A 15,962-nucleotide genomic window follows, 5' to 3' on the forward strand; every position below is an offset into this window, starting at 1 on the left:
AGGATGCGGCGAGGAGAATGCTTCAATGAGTGAGAATCAAGCCGGCAAGTCCGGCCGGGCCGCTACCGTCAGCGCGCGCATTTCGCCCGCCGGTGGCCTGGATATCCTGTCCCGCAACGAAGTGGCGCGCCTGCGCGACGCCAGCGGTTCGGGCCTGCACGCCTTGCTGCGCCGCTGCGCGCTGGCGGTGCTGACCTCCGGCAACATGAGCGACGACCCGCGCTCGATCCTCGAGCAGTTCCCGGACTTCGACATCCAGGTGCTGCAGCAGGACCGCGGCATCAAGATCGAGCTGACCCACGCGCCGGCCCAGGCCTTCGTCGATGGCCAGATCATCCGCGGTATCAATGAGTTGCTGGTGGCCGTGGTGCGCGACATCGTCTATGTGTCGACGCAGATGGAGCAGGGCAATTTCGACCTGAACGACAGCGTGGGCCTGACCCATGCGGTGTTCGAGATCCTGCGCAACGCCCGCATCCTCAAGGCGCAGATCGACCCGAACCTGGTGGTGTGCTGGGGCGGCCACTCGATCTCGCGCGAGGAGTACGACTACACCAAGCAGGTGGGCTACCAGCTGGGCCTGCGCGGCATGGACATCTGCACCGGCTGCGGCCCGGGCGCCATGAAGGGTCCGATGAAGGGCGCCACCATTGCGCACGCCAAGCAGCGTCGCCGCAACAACCGCTACATCGGCATCACCGAGCCGGGCATCATTGCGGCCGAATCGCCGAACCCGATCGTCAATCACCTGGTGATCATGCCGGACATCGAGAAGCGCCTCGAGGCATTCGTGCGCATGGGCCACGGCATCATCGTGTTCCCGGGCGGCGTGGGCACGGCCGAAGAGATCCTCTACCTGCTGGGCATCCTGCTGCACCCGGACAACGCCGGCGTGCCGTTCCCGCTGATCTTCACCGGCCCCCGCCAGTCGGCGGCGTACTTCGAGCAGATCGACCGCTTCCTGCGCTTGACCATGGGCGACAGCGTGGCGCAGCACTACCAGATCATCGTCGACGATCCGGCCGCGGTGGCGCGCGCGATGGTGCGCGGCATCGACAAGGTGCGCAATTACCGGCTGGACACCAAGGACGCGTTCTTCTTCAACTGGGCGCTCAATATTCCCTACGCGTTCCAACTGCCGTTCCGTCCCACCCACGAGGCCATGCGTGCACTGGCCATTCACCGCGATCGTCCGCGCCATGAGCTGGCGGCCGACCTGCGCCGCGCGTTCTCCGGCATCGTGGCCGGCAACGTGAAGGAAGAGGGCATGCGGGCTATCGAGAAGGAAGGCCCGTTCGACATCGATGGCGACGCCGACATCATGCAGTCGCTGGACGAACTGCTGAAGGCGTTCGTGGCGCAGGATCGCATGAAGCTGCCAGGTGGCACCGCCTACGTACCCTGCTATCGGGTGTTGACCGGCGAAACGGCCCATTGAGCCTTGGTTTTCGCTGAAAACGTCTTGACAGACCCGAGCTGGATATTCAAACTATCCAGCTCACCCCGCCCGAATAGCTCAGCCGGTTAGAGCACTTGACTGTTAATCAGGGGGTCGTTGGTTCGAGTCCAACTTCGGGCGCCATCTTCCGAAAAGGCCCTGCCGCAAGGCAGGGCCTTTTCTTTTTGCGTCGCCCATCCCGCGGCAACGGCTATATTGGGCCCGGGTAACCCGGCGAGGCGTGCCATGCACAGGTGCGTGAGCGTAGTGGCGGTGGTCCTGTTGGCAGGGTGCGCCAGTGCGGGCGATACCGCGCGGCAAAAGCCCACGTTCGTGGCGAGTACGGCCAAGACCGATCGCGAGTATGGCAACTGCGTGCTCGGGCAGTGGCAGGCGATTTCGCCGGCCGCGCACATGGTGGAGATGGCCGATGGCTTCCAGGTCATCGTTCCCAATGCCACCACTCCGGTCGAGGAGCTGCTGGTGATACGCAGCAGGGCCAACGGTGCCGATGTCGCCCTGCACGAGCATCTGTCCATCGTGGCCATGCGGGCCTATCGCGAGACGGCCAAGGCTTGCCTCTCCTGAAGGAATGTTCAGCCCTCACTGGCGCAGCGCTGCGCCTGTTCGGCTGTCGCGTGGGTGCTGAGAATCCTGCCGGACGAGGCTACCGTGATGGCGAGCGTCACGCGGGCATCGCCCCTGCTGCACAGGGTGAAGGTGGCATTGCTGCCGCCAGCGCTGCCGTCTGGCTGGAAACGGATGCGCTTGCGCCCGGTGGTGCTGAGGATGGTGAGCGCCGGCTGCCCGCCTGTTACCCAGACCGCTGCGCCGTTGAGCTGGTCGGCCTTTTCGGACTGGTAGTGGCCAACCAGCCACCCGTCCTCCCAGTGCAGGGAATCACTGCACTGCTGGCCGTCGCGGGTGGGGCACAGCAGGGTGCGCCGCCGTGTCTCGATCGCCAGGTTCCTCGCGGCCCGCAGCGCGGCGGCAAGGTCACTGCCAGCCGCCTGCAGGTGGCTGCGTGTCCTGAGGTGACCCAGTGCCGGGGCGCCCACGCACAGCAGGGTCGTGGCGATGGCCAGTACCAGGATCTGCTCGATCAGCGTGTAGCCGCCGTGCGTGCGGCGGGGCACTCCGTTCTCTCGTTTCATGGGCCGCGTTCCTTGCAGCTGGGAACCTCAACGCTAGCCTTCCCTGGCCGGCAAGGTGGTCGTCAAAGGGCGAGCAGGCCTGTCGTAACCTGCTGACAGGCCTTGTCAGCAGTGCGATTTAAAATGCCCGCACGCGACCGCATGTAGAGCCCCATGACTGACCGCTTCGAACTCGTATCCCCCTACAAGCCCTCGGGCGACCAGCCCGAAGCCATCCGCGCGCTCAGCGAAGGTTTCGAGGCGGGCCTGGCCGCGCAGACCCTGCTGGGCGTTACCGGCTCGGGCAAGACCTTCACCATCGCCAACGTGATCGAGAAGATCCAGCGCCCGACCATCGTGCTGGCGCCAAACAAGACGCTGGCGGCGCAGTTGTACGGGGAGTTCAAGGAGTTTTTCCCGCACAACGCGGTGGAGTACTTCGTCAGCTACTACGACTACTACCAGCCCGAAGCCTACGTGGTGGCGTCGGATACCTTCATCGAGAAGGACGCGTCGATCAACGACCACATCGAGCAGATGCGGCTGGCGGCGACCAAGGCGCTGCTGTCGCGCAAGGACTCGCTGATCGTAGCTACTGTGTCGGCGATCTATGGCCTGGGCGATCCCGAGGACTACCTGTCCCTGCGCCTGATTCTGGCCAAGGGCGAGCGCATCGACCAGCGCGCCTTGATCCGTCAACTGACGGAACTGCAGTACACCCGCAATGAGATGGAGCTGCGCCGCGGTACGTATCGCGTGCGCGGCGAAGTGATCGACGTGTTTCCGGCCGAATCGGAAACCGAGGCGCTGCGCATCGAGCTGTTCGACGGCGAAGTCGAGGCCATGGCACTGTTCGATCCGCTCACCGGCGAGACGATCCGCAAGGTGCCGCGCTACACGGTGTATCCGCGCACGCATTACGCCAGCACCCGCGAAAGCGTGCTCAACGCGATCGAGACCGTCAAGGTCGAGCTGAAGGATCGCCTGGAGCAGCTGTACAAGGACAACAAGCTCGTGGAAGCGCAGCGCCTGGACCAGCGCACGCGTTTTGACATCGAGATGATGGCCGAGGTGGGCTACTGCCAGGGCATCGAGAACTATTCGCGCCACCTCACCCGGCGTGGCCCGGGCGAACCGCCGCCGACCCTGTTCGACTACCTGCCGCCCGATGCGCTGCTGGTGGTGGACGAATCGCACGTGACCATCCCCCAGCTGGGTGCCATGTACAAGGGCGACCGCTCGCGCAAGGAAACCCTGGTGGAGTTTGGTTTCCGCCTGCCTTCGGCGATGGACAACCGGCCGCTGCGCTTCGAGGAATGGGAGGCGCGCGCGCCGCGCTCGATCTACGTGTCTGCCACTCCGCGCGAGTACGAGCTGCAGAAATCCGGCGACGCCATCGTCGAGCTGGTGGTGCGTCCCACTGGCCTGATCGACCCGGAAGTGGAGGTGCGGCCGGTGCGCACCCAGGTCGACGACCTGCTGGGCGAAGTGCACAAGCGCGTGGCGATGGGTGATCGCGTGCTGGTGACCACGCTGACCAAGCGGATGGCCGAGAACCTCACCGAGTATCTGGGCGAGCATGGGGTGAAGGTACGTTACCTGCACTCGGACATCGAGACGGTGGAGCGCGTGGAGATCATTCGCGACCTGCGCCTGGGCGAGTTCGACGTGGTGGTGGGCATCAACCTGCTGCGCGAAGGCCTGGACATGCCCGAGGTATCGCTGGTGGCGATCCTCGACGCGGACAAGGAGGGCTTCCTGCGGTCGACCGGTTCCTTGATCCAGACCATCGGTCGCGCCGCGCGCAACGTGCGTGGCAAGGCCATCCTCTATGCCGATTCGATAACCCGCTCGATGCAGGCGGCGATGGACGAGACCGCCCGGCGTCGCGAGAAGCAGCAGGCCTACAACGAGGCCCATGGCATCACGCCGCAATCGGTGGTGCGCCGCATTGCCGACATCATGGAGGGGGCGCGCAGCGAGGTGCCGGGCCGCAGCCGCAGCCGCCGAGGCGAGAAGAAGGGTGTCGCCGTCGCCGAGCAGGCTGCCGATTACGCGACGCTCAGCGCCGATCAGGCCTCGGCCATGATCAAGAAACTGGAGGCGCAGATGTACAAGCACGCCGAGAACCTGGAATTCGAGGAGGCGGCCCGGATCCGCGATCAGATCCACCAGTTGCGCGAAAAAGCCCTGCGCTGAGCGGATCTTGGCGGGACGGTTGTCGCCGGCCGCCGGAGCACGTATACTGCGCGGCTCGCACGGCATGCCGGGCGAGCACCGGGCGGTTAGCTCAGCGGTAGAGCACTACCTTGACATGGTAGGGGTCACAAGTTCGATCCTTGTACCGCCCACCAATACCGATGAAACGGCGCGACCTTCGGGTTCGCGCCGTTTCTTTTTGCGTCTGTGCGTGCTGCAGGCGGCAGTCCATCCCTTCGGCCGGATGCGCGGGAGCGTTCCCTCGAGCGCATGCAGACAGGGGCGGCGGCGCCGACGATACTTGGCCGCTGTGACCCCAAGGAGCCAGCGATGACGTACCTGTGGATCAAGAGCTTCCATCTGCTGTTCGTCATCGCGTGGATGGCGACGGTGTTCTACCTGCCGCGCATTCTGGTGAATATCGCCGAGGCGAGTGACGAAGTGGCGGTGAAGGCGCGGCTGGTGCTGATGGGGCGGCGGCTGTACCGCTTCGGGCACAACATGTTCGGCCTGGCTTTCCTGTTTGGCCTCACGCTGTGGCAAGGCTGGCGGCTGTTTCCGGGCAGCCTGCCCAATTTCGGCGAGGCGCATTGGCTGCATGCCAAGCTGGCGCTGGTGGTCGTGCTGTTCGGCTACTTCATCTGGAGCGGGCGCCTGCTCAAGCGCAGCGAGCAGGGCGGGGCACTCCCCTCGTCGAAGACGCTGCGCATCATGAATGAACTGCCGGTCTTCGTACTGCTGGGTATCATCTTCCTGGTGATCGCCAAGCCGTTCTGAGGCGCGCCCGGTAGCTGCGCACCGTGTGCGCGAAAAGCCTATGGAGTGCTGACGCCGGAACTCTGTGGTCGCGCACAGGGTGCGCTCCCGTATCGGCGATGCGTGGCTTATTCGCTGCGCTGGAAATACTCGCGGTACCAGGCGACGAACTTGGCCACGCCATCCTCGATGGATGTGTTCGGCGCATAGCCTACGTCGCGGCGTAGCGCGGATACGTCGGCCCATGTATCGGGCACATCGCCGGGCTGCATCGGCAGCAGGCGCTTTTCCACCGTGCGGCCCAGGTGTTTTTCCATCAGCTCGATGAAATGCATCAGCTGCACGGGCTGGTCGTTGCCGATGTTGTACACCCGGTATGGCGCGCTGGAGGTGCCCGGGCTGGGGTGCAGGGCATCATGCGAGGGGTCGGGCAGGGCGATGTGGTCGAGCGTGCGGATCACGCCTTCGACGATGTCGTCGATGAAGGTGAAGTCGCGGCTGTGGTTGCCGTAGTTGAACACGTCGATCGGCTCGCCGCGGCTGATGCGGTCGGCGAACAGCATGGGCGACATGTCGGGACGGCCCCAGGGGCCGTAGACGGTGAAGAAGCGCAGGCCGGTGGTCGGCAGGCCATATAGGTGGCTGTAGGTATGCGCCATCAGCTCGTTGGCTTTCTTGCTGGCGGCGTACAGGCTTACCGGATGATCGACGGCATCCTCGATGGCAAACGGCATCTTGCGGTTGGCGCCGTATACCGAGCTGGACGAGGCATACACCAGGTGCTCGATCTTGCCGTGGCGGCAGGCCTCCAGGATGTTGACGAAGCCAACCAGGTTGCTCTGCACATAGGCCTGCGGGTTCTTCAGCGAGTAGCGCACGCCGGCCTGGGCGGCGAGGTTCACCACGCGCTGCGGCTGGAACTCGGCGAAGGCCCGGTTCACTGCATCGGCATCGGCCAGGTCGGCGCGCTGGTGGGTGTAGTTCGGGTGGTCGGCGAAGCGCGCCAGGCGGGCTTCCTTCAGCGACGGGTCGTAGTAGTCGTTATGGTTGTCCAGGCCCCAGACCTCGTCGCCGCGCGCCAGCAGGCGCTGGGCCAGGGCGGAGCCAACAAAGCCGGCCGTGCCGGTAACGAGAATGCGCATCGCGAAACTTCCGGGAATGGGGCGCGCATTCTAGCGGGCCGCTTTCCCGGAGGGATTGGGTAAATCTACTGATTTGACAGCGGAAGGTGCGCTAAACTAGCGTTCCTGGTGCTTGAATCCTGGAGACAAGGTGGCCCGCGCATCCTGCGTCGGTCGAGTGTGTGACATGGCGACTACGAATTTCCAACGTTGATCTGAGCCACGCCTTGTAGGACAGGAAGGGCGCGTGGCGCTCTTTTTTTATGGTTTTTTTCCGGAGTGCCGGGTTGCCACGGTATTCGCCCACCGTCATTCCCGCGAAAGCGGGAATCCAGCGACTTCAAGCCTTTAAAGCAAAGGCACTGGATTCCCGCTTTCGCGGGAATGACGGTTAGGACGGACTGGGTTTCCCGGAGTTCTCCAAGAACACATGAGCACGCTCCACCGAGCGACTCGATTCAGGTGCAAACATGATTGAAATCACGCTACCCGACGGCAGCAAGCGCCCGTTTGACCATCCCGTGACGGTGCAGGACGTGGCTGCCTCCATTGGCGCCGGTCTGGCCAAGGCCACCTTGGCGGGCAAGGTGGACGGCAAGCTGGTGGATGCCAGCTTCCCGATCGACCATAACGCCAGCCTCGAGATCGTCACCGAGAAGAGCCCAGAGGCGCTGGACATCCTGCGTCACTCCACGGCGCACCTGCTGGCGCAGGCAGTGCAGCGCCTGTATCCGGGCGCGCAGGTCACCATCGGTCCGGTGATCGACAACGGCTTCTACTACGACTTTGCCTATGAGCGCCCGTTTACGCCCGACGATCTGGTGAAGATCGAGGCGGAGATGGAGAAGATCGTGAAGGAAGGCTTGCCGGTGACGCGCAGCGTGAAGTCGCGCGATGACGCCGTGTCGTTCTTCCGTGGCCTGGGCGAGGAATACAAGGCCGAGATCATCGAGAGCATTCCTTCCAACGAGGAACTCTCGCTGTACTCGCAGGGCGAATTCACCGACCTGTGCCGCGGCCCGCACGTGCCCAACACGGGCAAGCTGCGCGCGTTCAAGCTGATGAAGGTGGCGGGCGCCTACTGGCGCGGCGACTCCAACAACGCGATGCTCACGCGCATCTACGGCACGGCGTGGCTCAACGACAAGGACCTCAAGGCCTACCTGCACCAGCTGGAAGAGGCGGAGAAGCGCGATCATCGCAAGATCGGCAAGGCGCTCGACCTGTTCCACCAGCAGGAGGAAGGCCCGGGCATGGTGTTCTGGCACCCCAAGGGCTGGGCGATCTGGCAGCAGGTGGAGCAGTACATGCGTCGCGTGTACCGCAACAGCGGCTACCAGGAAGTGCGCTGCCCGCAGGTGCTGGACGTGTCGCTGTGGAAGAAGTCGGGCCACTGGGACAACTACCAGGAGAACATGTTCTTCACCGAGTCGGAGAAGCACACGTTCGCGCTCAAGCCGATGAACTGCCCGGGCCACGTGCAGATCTTCAACACCGACCTGCACAGCTACCGCGAGCTGCCGATCCGCTACGGCGAGTTCGGCGCGTGCCATCGCAACGAGCCCTCGGGCGCGCTGCATGGCATCATGCGCGTGCGTGCCTTCACGCAGGACGATGGCCACATCTTCTGCACGGAAGAGCAGATCGAGTCCGAGGTGACGGCGTTCCACCAGCAGGCCATGAAGGTCTACGGTGACTTCGGCTTCGAGGACATTGCCCTGAAGATCGCCCTGCGCCCCGACAAGCGCATCGGCAGCGACGAGGTGTGGGATCGCGCCGAGGACGCGCTGCGCGCCGCGCTCGGTGCCGCCGGCGTGAGGTGGGAGGAGCTGCCGGGCGAGGGCGCCTTCTACGGCCCCAAGATCGAGTACCACATGAAGGACTCCATCGGCCGCGCCTGGCAGGTGGGCACCATGCAGGTGGACTTCATGATGCCCGAGCGCCTGGGTGCCGAGTACGTGGACGAGCATTCACAGCGCCGTCACCCGGTGATGCTGCATCGTGCCATCGTGGGTTCCATGGAGCGTTTCATCGGCATCCTGATCGAGCATCACGCCGGTCTGCTGCCGACCTGGTTGGCGCCGGTGCAGGCTGCGGTGTTCAGCATTACGGACGCGCAGGCCGACTATGTCCGCGAAGTGACGCAAACCCTTGTCGACAAAGGTTTCCGCGTGCAAGCCGATTTGCGCAATGAAAAGGTCGGCTATAAAATTCGCGAACATACGCTGCAGAAAGTCCCCTACCTGCTGGTGGTCGGTGATCGCGAGAAGGAAGCTGGGGCCGTTTCTGTGCGTACTCGTTCCGGTGAAGACCTGGGCAGCATCCCGCTGGCCGCCTTCGTGGAACGCCTGGAAGCCGAGACCCGCCGTTGATCGAGCGGGCCGGCATAAACAAGAACTCTTCTGGAGGATAGTGGTATCGCTACCACCGACACTAAGGGCAATCGCCGTAACCACGAGATCCGCGTGCCGCGCGTTCGCGTCATCGGTCCCGATTCGGAACAGCTGGGCATCCTGAGCCGCGATGAGGCGCTTTCCATGGCGCAGGAAGCAGGTCTGGACCTGGTCGAGATCCAGCCGAATGGCGACCCGCCGGTCTGCCGCATCATGGACTACGGCAAGTTCAAGTTCGAAGCCCAGAAGAAGGCCCAGGCGGCCAAGAAGAAGCAGAAGCAGGTCGAGATCAAGGAAGTGAAGTTCCGCCCGGTGACGGACGTGGGCGACTACCAGATCAAGCTGCGCAACATGCTTCGCTTCCTCGAAGAGGGCGATAAGGTCAAGGTGACCATCCGCTTCCGCGGTCGCGAGATGTCCCATCAGGACCTGGGCCAGAACCTGGCCAAGAAGATCCAGGAAGATGTCGGCGAGAACGGCGTGGTGGAGTCCTTCCCCCGCCTGGAAGGCCGCCAGATGGTCATGATGATCGGGCCGAAGAAGAAGCAGTGATCGAAAAAGCGGCCTGAGGGCCGCTTTTTCCTGGGACTTCCGTGCGGAGCGGCGTTTTTCCTCGCTTCTTTGGGCAGGAGGCCAGGCGAGGGGCTGACGCCAGCGAAAGCGCGCCAAAAAAGCCGTGTCATTCCTGCGAAAGCAGGAATCCAGCGACTTTCGGCGTAGTCCACTGTTTGGAGCAAAGACACTGGATTCCTGCTTTCGCAGGAATGACGGTTGGGAGGGGCGGCGTTCGGGCGGCCCCTTGGCTCGGCTCCTCCCGGGCAAGACGGTTCTTGGGCAGCTCCAAGGCTGGCAAATCCCTCCGATCCTCCCTATAATCGCCGGTTCGACCCACCAGGACGGGTCGTGCACCGATGCTGGCAGGACGGAAAGAGCGCCCATGGCGCCGCCAGATCAGTCAGAAACCGGGGCCTAGCCCCAATCAAGGAGCATTTTCATGCCCAAGATCAAGACCAACCGGGCGGCTGCGAAGCGTTTTCGCAAGACCGCGTCGGGCAAGTTCAAGGCCGGTCACGCCTTCAAGTCGCACATCCTGACCAAGAAGTCGACCAAGCGTAAGCGCGGTCTGCGTGCGACCAACCACGTCAAGGCATGCGACACCAAGGGTGTGGCACGCATGTTGCCGTATCTCTAAGGCGGAGGACTGAACCATGGCTCGTGTTAAGCGTGGCGTTACCGCCCGTCGTCGTCACAAGAAGATCATTGGCCGCGCGAAGGGTTACTACAACGCCCGTCGCAAGGTCTTCCGCGTTGCCAACCAGGCCGTCATCAAGGCTGGCCAGTACGCGTACATCGGCCGCAAGCAGCGCAAGCGTCAGTTCCGCGCGCTGTGGATCGTGCGTATCAACGCTGCCGCTCGTCAGTTCGGCCTGTCCTACAGCCGCCTGATCAATGGCCTGTCGAAGGCCGGCATCACCGTCGACCGCAAGGTCCTGGCGGACATCGCCGTGCACGACATCAAGGCGTTTGGTGCGATCGCAGAGAAGGCGAAGGCCAGTCTGGCGGCGTAACTTGTGCGCACATCCTTGATCGCGAAGATCAGGAAGCGGCCATCCATGGCCGCACTCTTCAAGGGATGCGCGTAACGCTCGCGGGGAGGAGGCCTAAAGCCTCCTCCCCGTTTTTATTTGGATGGCTCTGGCTATTTCGCTCCCTCTCCCCTGCGGGGAGAGGGTTGGGGTGAGGGGGCATGCTGGCCTCATTCCCGATTCGAAGCCTGCTTCGAAGCAGCGACATGGCTAGAGCGGCCCCTCACCCTAGCCCTCTCCCCAGCGGGGAGAGGGGATAAAGCGAGAGTCGCATCGATGGACGATCTGGATAGCCGCGCGATAGCAGCGCTGGCCGATATCGACAAGGCCGACACGCTCGAGGCGCTCGACGCGCTGCGCGTGAGCCTGCTGGGCAAGAGCGGCATCGTCACCGCGGCGCTGAAGGCGCTGGGCGCGCTGTCGCCGGACGAGCGCAAGGCGCGCGGCGCCGAGGTCAATCGGGTCAAGGACCGCCTCGCCGATGCATTGGCCGCGCGCAAGCAACTGCTGGAGCAGGCCGAGCTCGACCACCGCCTTGCCTCCGAGACCATCGACATCACGCTGCCCGGCCGCAACGGCGAGCGCGGCGGCATCCATCCGATCACCCGTGCGCTCGAGCGCATCACGGCGATCTTTTCGCGCCTGGGCTACCAGCGTGCCGACGGTCCGGAGATCGAGGACGACTGGCACAACTTCGAGGCGCTGAATTTCCCGCCGCACCATCCGGCGCGCGCCATGCATGACACCTTCTACTTCGGTGACGGTCGCCTGCTGCGCACGCATACCTCGCCGGTGCAGGTGCGCTCGATGCAGGGGCGCCAGCCGCCCATCCGCATCATCGCCCCTGGCAAGGTGTACCGCAGCGACTCGGACCAAACCCACTCGCCGATGTTCCACCAGATCGAAGGCCTGCTGGTGGACGAAACCTCCAGCTTCGCCGACCTCAAGGGCACGCTGGCCGAATTCATTCGCGCGTTCTTCGAGCGCGACTTCGAGATGCGTTTCCGCCCCAGCTACTTCCCTTTCACCGAGCCCTCGGCCGAAGTGGATATCCGCTGGGACGCCGAAGACGGCAGCACGCGCTGGCTCGAGGTGCTGGGCTGCGGCATGGTGCATCCCAACGTGCTGAAGAACTGCGGCATCGACCCGGAGCGCTACACCGGCTTCGCGTTCGGCCTGGGCGTGGAGCGCTTCGCGATGCTTCGCTATGGCGTCTCCGATCTGCGCGCGTTCTTCGAGAACGACCTGCGGTTCCTCAGGCAATTTGCCTGAGGTGTGAATAGGGAATGGGGAATCGGGAATAGGCAAACGTCACTATCCCGATAACCGCGGATTTCCCTAAGTTTTCGATTCCCTATTCTCGATTCCCTATTCCCGGCAAAAACCATGAAATTCTCCGAAAACTGGCTGCGCCACCATGTGCCGACCAAGGCCTCGCGTGACGAACTTTCCGCGACGCTGACCGCGATCGGCCTGGAGGTCGAAGACGTGACCGCGCTGGGCGATTCGCTCGATGGCGTGGTGGTGGCGCGCATCGTCAGCGCCCAGAAGCACCCCGAGGCCGATCGCCTGCAGGTGTGCGAAGTGGATACCGGCACCGGCACCGTGCAGATCGTCTGCGGTGCGCCCAACGCGCGCGCGGGCCTGGTGGCGCCGCTGGCGACCGTCGGCGCCAGCTTGCCCGGTGGCATCGCAATCAAGGCGGCGAAGCTGCGCGGCGTCGAGTCGTTCGGCATGCTCTGCTCGGCCAAGGAGCTGGGCATCGATCCTGACGCCTCCGGCCTGCTCGAACTCCCGGCCGATGCGCCGGTGGGTACGCCGCTCGCGACGTACCTGGGCCTGCCCGACGCCAGCGTCGAGATCAAGCTCACCCCCAATCGCGCCGACTGCTTCAGCGTGCGCGGCATCGCTTTCGATGTCGCCGCCGCACTGGGTGGCGAGGTGATTCCGCTGGAAGCCAACCCGGTGCCTGCGCAGAGCGATGCGACGATGAACGTCGTGCTCGACGCTGGCGCGAAGGTGCCGCGTTTTGCCGGTCGCGTGATCGACAACGTCGACGCCAGCGTGGCCACGCCCGTCTGGATGGCCGAACGCCTGCGCCGCAGCGGGCTGCGTCCAATCAGTTTCTTGGTCGACGTCACCCAGTACGTGATGCTGGAACTCGGCCAGCCGATGCATGCGTTCGACAAGGACAAGCTGGAAGGCGACGTGGTCGTGCGTCCGGCGCGCGCCAAGGAAACGCTGGCGTTGCTCGACGGCCGCACCGTCGAACTGGACGAGGACTTCCTGGTCGTCTCCGACAGCCAGGGCGGCAAGGGCGCCCGCGCGGTGGCGCTGGGCGGCATCATGGGCGGCTCGGAAACCCGCGTCACCGATGCCACGCGCAACGTGTTCCTCGAGGCGGCGCACTGGATTCCGTCGGCCATCATCGGCCGCAGCCGCAAGCTCGGCATGCACACGGATGCCGGGCATCGCTTCGAGCGCGGCGTCGATCCGGCGCTGCCGGGCATCGCGGTGGAATACGCCACCCGCCTGATCGTCGACATCGCCGGCGGCGTGCCTGGTCCGCTGGTGGATGTCACGCTGCCCGAGCACCTGCGCTCGCCCGAACCGATCCTGCTGCGCCGCTCCCGCCTCGCCCGCGTGCTGGGCCTGACCGTGGCCGACGCCGAGGTGGTGCGCATCTTCACCGCGCTGGGCATGAAGGTGGAGCCGGTGGCCGACGGTTGGACGGTCACCGCGCCGAGCCGTCGTTTCGACATCGAGCGCGAGGAAGACCTGATCGAAGAGGTCGCCCGCATCCACGGTTACGAGAACATCCCGACGCATACGCCGGCGGGCGCCTTGACCCTGGCCGCCGAGCCGGAAGCCCGCCTCAATGAGCTGGCCGTGCGCGAACAGCTCGCTGCCCGCGGTTACTACGAGGCGGTGAACCTGGCCTTCATCGGCCATGACGTGCTGCAGCGCTGGGGCCTGACCGAACAGCTGGTGCCGCTGGCCAACCCGCTCTCGGCCGACCTGGCGGTGATGCGGCCGTCGCTGCTGCCGGGCCTGATCGTGGCGCTCTCGCACAATCGTGCGCGCCAGCAGGAGCGCGTGCGCCTGTTCGAACTGGGCCGCAGCTTCCGCATCGACGCGGAGGCGGCCGCCCGCAAGGACGCGCCGACCGAGACGCCGAGCCTGGCCATGGTGGCCTGCGGCACGGCGCATGCGGAGCAGTGGGGCGAAGCCTCCCGCTCCCTCGACTTCCATGATCTCAAGGGCGATCTGGATGCCCTGATCGCCTGGGGCGGCGAGCCGGAGCGCTGGGCGGTACATGCCGATGGCCTGCCGGGCTGGCTGCACCCCGGCCGTGGCGCCCGCGTCACCCGCGATGGCGTCACCGTGGGGCACCTGGGCGCGCTGCACCCCCAGCTGGCTAAAGCCCTGGACCTGGGTGCCGATGTCCACGTGCTGGAAGTGGAGCTGGAGCCGGTGCTGGCCCGTCGCCTGCCCAAGGCCAAGCCGGTGCCGCGCTTCCCGTCGGTGCGCCGCGACATCGCGGTGGACGTGCCCGAATCGGTCAGCTGGTCAGAGATTGAACAGGTCGTCCGGGCCACCCTGGGAGGCCAGCTCAAGGAGCTGCGCCTGTTCGACCGTTACAGCGGCAAGGGGGTCGAACCGGGCCGAAAGAGTCTCGCTATGGGCTTGATTTTACAGGACGCTTCACGCACCCTTACCGACGACGACGCGGACCGTAACATACGTGAAGCGGTCGCAGCGTTGGAGATGGCATGCAAGGCAAAGTTGCGAGGATGAAATGGCGCTGACCAAAGCGGAAATGGCAGAGCGCCTGTTTCTAGAGGTGGGCCTCAACAAGCGTGAGGCAAAGGAATTCGTGGACGCCTACTTCGAGGTGGTCCGCGAAGCCCTGGAAAAGGGCGAACAGGTGAAGCTGTCCGGTTTCGGCAACTTCGACCTTCGCCAGAAGAACCAGCGGCCTGGCCGCAACCCCAAGACCGGCGAAGAGATCCCCATCTCGGCCCGCCGGGTGGTAACGTTCCGTCCTGGTCAGAAACTCAAGGTGCGAGTCGAGGGCTATGCTGGACCAAGGGAATAACACCGAGCTACCCGCCATTCCGGCGAAGCGCTACTTCACGATCGGTGAGGTAAGCGAACTGTGTGGCGTTAAGCCGCATGTGCTGCGGTACTGGGAACAGGAGTTTCCCGCCCTCAACCCCGTCAAGCGTCGCGGCAACCGCCGCTACTACCAGCGTCACGATGTGCTGATGATCCGGCAGATCCGTGGCCTGCTGTATGACGAGGGCTTCACCATCACCGGCGCCCGCGCGCGGCTGGAAGGCCCGCAGGCGCGCATGGAGTCGAGCATTTCGCACCAGATCGTGCGCCAGGTGCGCATGGAGCTGGAAGAAGTGCTGGCGCTGCTGCGTCGCTGATCCACCTGCAAAGGCTTCCGGTGCTACCGGCTCTGCTGGTAGACTTGTCGACTTGCCGCATCGTCGGGGCGTAGCGCAGCCTGGTAGCGCATCTGCCTGGGGGGCAGAGGGTCGTGGGTTCGAATCCCGCCGTCCCGACCAATTCGGCAACAGATAGCAAAACGGCGCCCTTGGGCGCCGTTTTTGTTGGTGCGTCATCGATGCTCAGTCCGGGTGGACTGGCGTGGCGCGCAGGCGTTCGAAGTAGCTGGCCAGCGTGGCGGCGACGATGCCCATCACGGCCGGCGGGTCCAGCGAGGGATCGTCGAACAGCATTTCCAGCGCCGCATAGGCCATGCCGTCGGCCACGCGGCTGATCAGTTCCAACTGGGCCAGTTCGATCTGCGGGAACACCCGGCTCAGGCGCAGCGTGGCCTGGGCGGTCACCTCGCGCGCCGAGGCGAGGCGCACGTCCTGCAGGGCCGGCACGGCGCGCAGCGCGCGCAGTATCCACATGCCGCCCTGGGTCTGCTGCGTAATGCGGTAGGTCTCCAGCAGCAGGCCGGTGAGCGCACGTTCCAGTACCTGGATATCGCCGCGGAACACGGCGGGCGTGAGCCACTGGGAGATCAGCGCGTTCTGCTGCTCCATCAGGCGGCGGCCCAGTTCGTGCAACAGGGCGTACTTGTTCGGGAAGTAGCGGTACAGCGCCGGCGGCGACAGGCCCGCGCGCTCGCACACCATGTTGGTGGACAGTCGCTCGAAGCCCACCTCGGTAAGGATCTGTCCGGTGACCTCGAGCAGGTGCTCATAGGTCTCGGCGGCGCGCGACTGCGCGGGACGGAGCTTGGGCGCCAGTTCCGGCGGGGCAGGCTTGGGGCTGTGTCTTAGACACATCTGACGCTGCCGACTATCTAAAGC

General features: G+C 64.8%; 14 protein-coding genes and 3 tRNA genes. 15 read left to right on the forward strand and 2 right to left on the reverse strand.

The genetic code is table 11. From position 1 onward, the window contains the following. Positions 1-25: 25 nt before the first annotated feature. The 3 genes from ppnN to DVU99_RS18715 all read left to right on the forward strand — a co-directional run bounded on the left by ppnN (position 26) and on the right by DVU99_RS18715 (position 2,026). Positions 26-1,438 (forward strand): nucleotide 5'-monophosphate nucleosidase PpnN, encoded by a 1,413-nt coding sequence (gene ppnN, locus DVU99_RS18705; RefSeq protein WP_114241749.1) that lies wholly within the window; start codon positions 26-28, stop codon positions 1,436-1,438. Positions 1,439-1,505: 67 nt separating this feature from the next. Then, positions 1,506-1,582: transfer RNA gene (locus DVU99_RS18710), tRNA-Asn, on the forward strand. 102 nt (positions 1,583-1,684) lie between these two features. Continuing rightward, positions 1,685-2,026, forward strand: coding sequence for a hypothetical protein (locus tag DVU99_RS18715; RefSeq protein ID WP_157971486.1), 342 nt, complete (start codon positions 1,685-1,687; stop codon positions 2,024-2,026). A gap of 8 nt (positions 2,027-2,034) precedes the next feature. Here DVU99_RS18715 and DVU99_RS18720 read toward each other — a convergent pair whose 3' ends face one another. Then, on the reverse strand, positions 2,035-2,592 hold the full coding sequence (locus tag DVU99_RS18720; protein WP_114241751.1) for a GspH/FimT family pseudopilin: 558 nt from the start codon (positions 2,590-2,592) through the stop codon (positions 2,035-2,037). A 153-nt stretch (positions 2,593-2,745) separates the two neighbouring features. Here DVU99_RS18720 and uvrB point away from each other — a divergent pair, with 153 nt between their 5' ends. The 3 genes from uvrB to DVU99_RS18735 all read left to right on the forward strand — a co-directional run bounded on the left by uvrB (position 2,746) and on the right by DVU99_RS18735 (position 5,547). Beyond that, on the forward strand, positions 2,746-4,770 hold the full coding sequence (gene uvrB / locus DVU99_RS18725) for an excinuclease ABC subunit UvrB (RefSeq protein ID WP_114241752.1): 2,025 nt from the start codon (positions 2,746-2,748) through the stop codon (positions 4,768-4,770). 80 nt (positions 4,771-4,850) lie between these two features. Then, positions 4,851-4,925: transfer RNA gene (locus tag DVU99_RS18730), tRNA-Val, on the forward strand. A gap of 175 nt (positions 4,926-5,100) precedes the next feature. After that, positions 5,101-5,547: a CopD family protein gene (locus tag DVU99_RS18735; protein WP_114241753.1), complete on the forward strand. Its 447-nt coding sequence runs from the start codon at positions 5,101-5,103 to the stop codon at positions 5,545-5,547. A 107-nt stretch (positions 5,548-5,654) separates the two neighbouring features. Here the strand turns inward: DVU99_RS18735 and DVU99_RS18740 are convergent, their stop codons facing one another. Next, positions 5,655-6,668 (reverse strand): NAD-dependent epimerase, encoded by a 1,014-nt coding sequence (locus tag DVU99_RS18740; protein ID WP_114241754.1) that lies wholly within the window; start codon positions 6,666-6,668, stop codon positions 5,655-5,657. 449 nt (positions 6,669-7,117) lie between these two features. Between DVU99_RS18740 and thrS the strand changes: the two genes are divergently transcribed. From thrS to DVU99_RS18785, 9 genes are all read left to right on the forward strand, one after another. Further along, entirely contained in the window at positions 7,118-9,019 is a 1,902-nt protein-coding gene (gene thrS, locus DVU99_RS18745; RefSeq protein ID WP_114241755.1) for a threonine--tRNA ligase, read from the forward strand. A 45-nt stretch (positions 9,020-9,064) separates the two neighbouring features. Further along, positions 9,065-9,592 carry a translation initiation factor IF-3 gene (gene infC, locus DVU99_RS18750; RefSeq protein ID WP_304529410.1) on the forward strand — a complete coding sequence of 176 codons (528 nt, stop codon included), beginning with the start codon at positions 9,065-9,067 and terminating at the stop codon, positions 9,590-9,592. A gap of 442 nt (positions 9,593-10,034) precedes the next feature. Further along, on the forward strand, positions 10,035-10,232 hold the full coding sequence (gene rpmI, locus DVU99_RS18755; protein ID WP_038615747.1) for a 50S ribosomal protein L35: 198 nt from the start codon (positions 10,035-10,037) through the stop codon (positions 10,230-10,232). A gap of 16 nt (positions 10,233-10,248) precedes the next feature. Further along, positions 10,249-10,608 carry a 50S ribosomal protein L20 gene (gene rplT / locus DVU99_RS18760; protein WP_038615749.1) on the forward strand — a complete coding sequence of 120 codons (360 nt, stop codon included), beginning with the start codon at positions 10,249-10,251 and terminating at the stop codon, positions 10,606-10,608. Between the two features lie 294 nt (positions 10,609-10,902). Continuing rightward, positions 10,903-11,898 carry a phenylalanine--tRNA ligase subunit alpha gene (pheS, locus tag DVU99_RS18765; RefSeq protein WP_114241757.1) on the forward strand — a complete coding sequence of 332 codons (996 nt, stop codon included), beginning with the start codon at positions 10,903-10,905 and terminating at the stop codon, positions 11,896-11,898. A gap of 114 nt (positions 11,899-12,012) precedes the next feature. Continuing rightward, positions 12,013-14,424 (forward strand): phenylalanine--tRNA ligase subunit beta, encoded by a 2,412-nt coding sequence (gene pheT / locus DVU99_RS18770; protein WP_114241758.1) that lies wholly within the window; start codon positions 12,013-12,015, stop codon positions 14,422-14,424. 1 nt (position 14,425) lies between these two features. Continuing rightward, entirely contained in the window at positions 14,426-14,725 is a 300-nt protein-coding gene (ihfA, locus tag DVU99_RS18775; protein WP_019467382.1) for an integration host factor subunit alpha, read from the forward strand. After that, positions 14,706-15,062, forward strand: coding sequence for a MerR family transcriptional regulator (locus tag DVU99_RS18780; protein WP_019467383.1), 357 nt, complete (start codon positions 14,706-14,708; stop codon positions 15,060-15,062). Before ihfA ends, DVU99_RS18780 begins: the two co-directional genes overlap by 20 nt. A gap of 64 nt (positions 15,063-15,126) precedes the next feature. Continuing rightward, positions 15,127-15,203, forward strand: a tRNA-Pro gene (locus DVU99_RS18785). Positions 15,204-15,962 lie beyond the last annotated feature (759 nt).

Source organism: Dyella sp. C9 (assembly GCF_003332825.1).
GTDB lineage: Bacteria > Pseudomonadota > Gammaproteobacteria > Xanthomonadales > Rhodanobacteraceae > Dyella.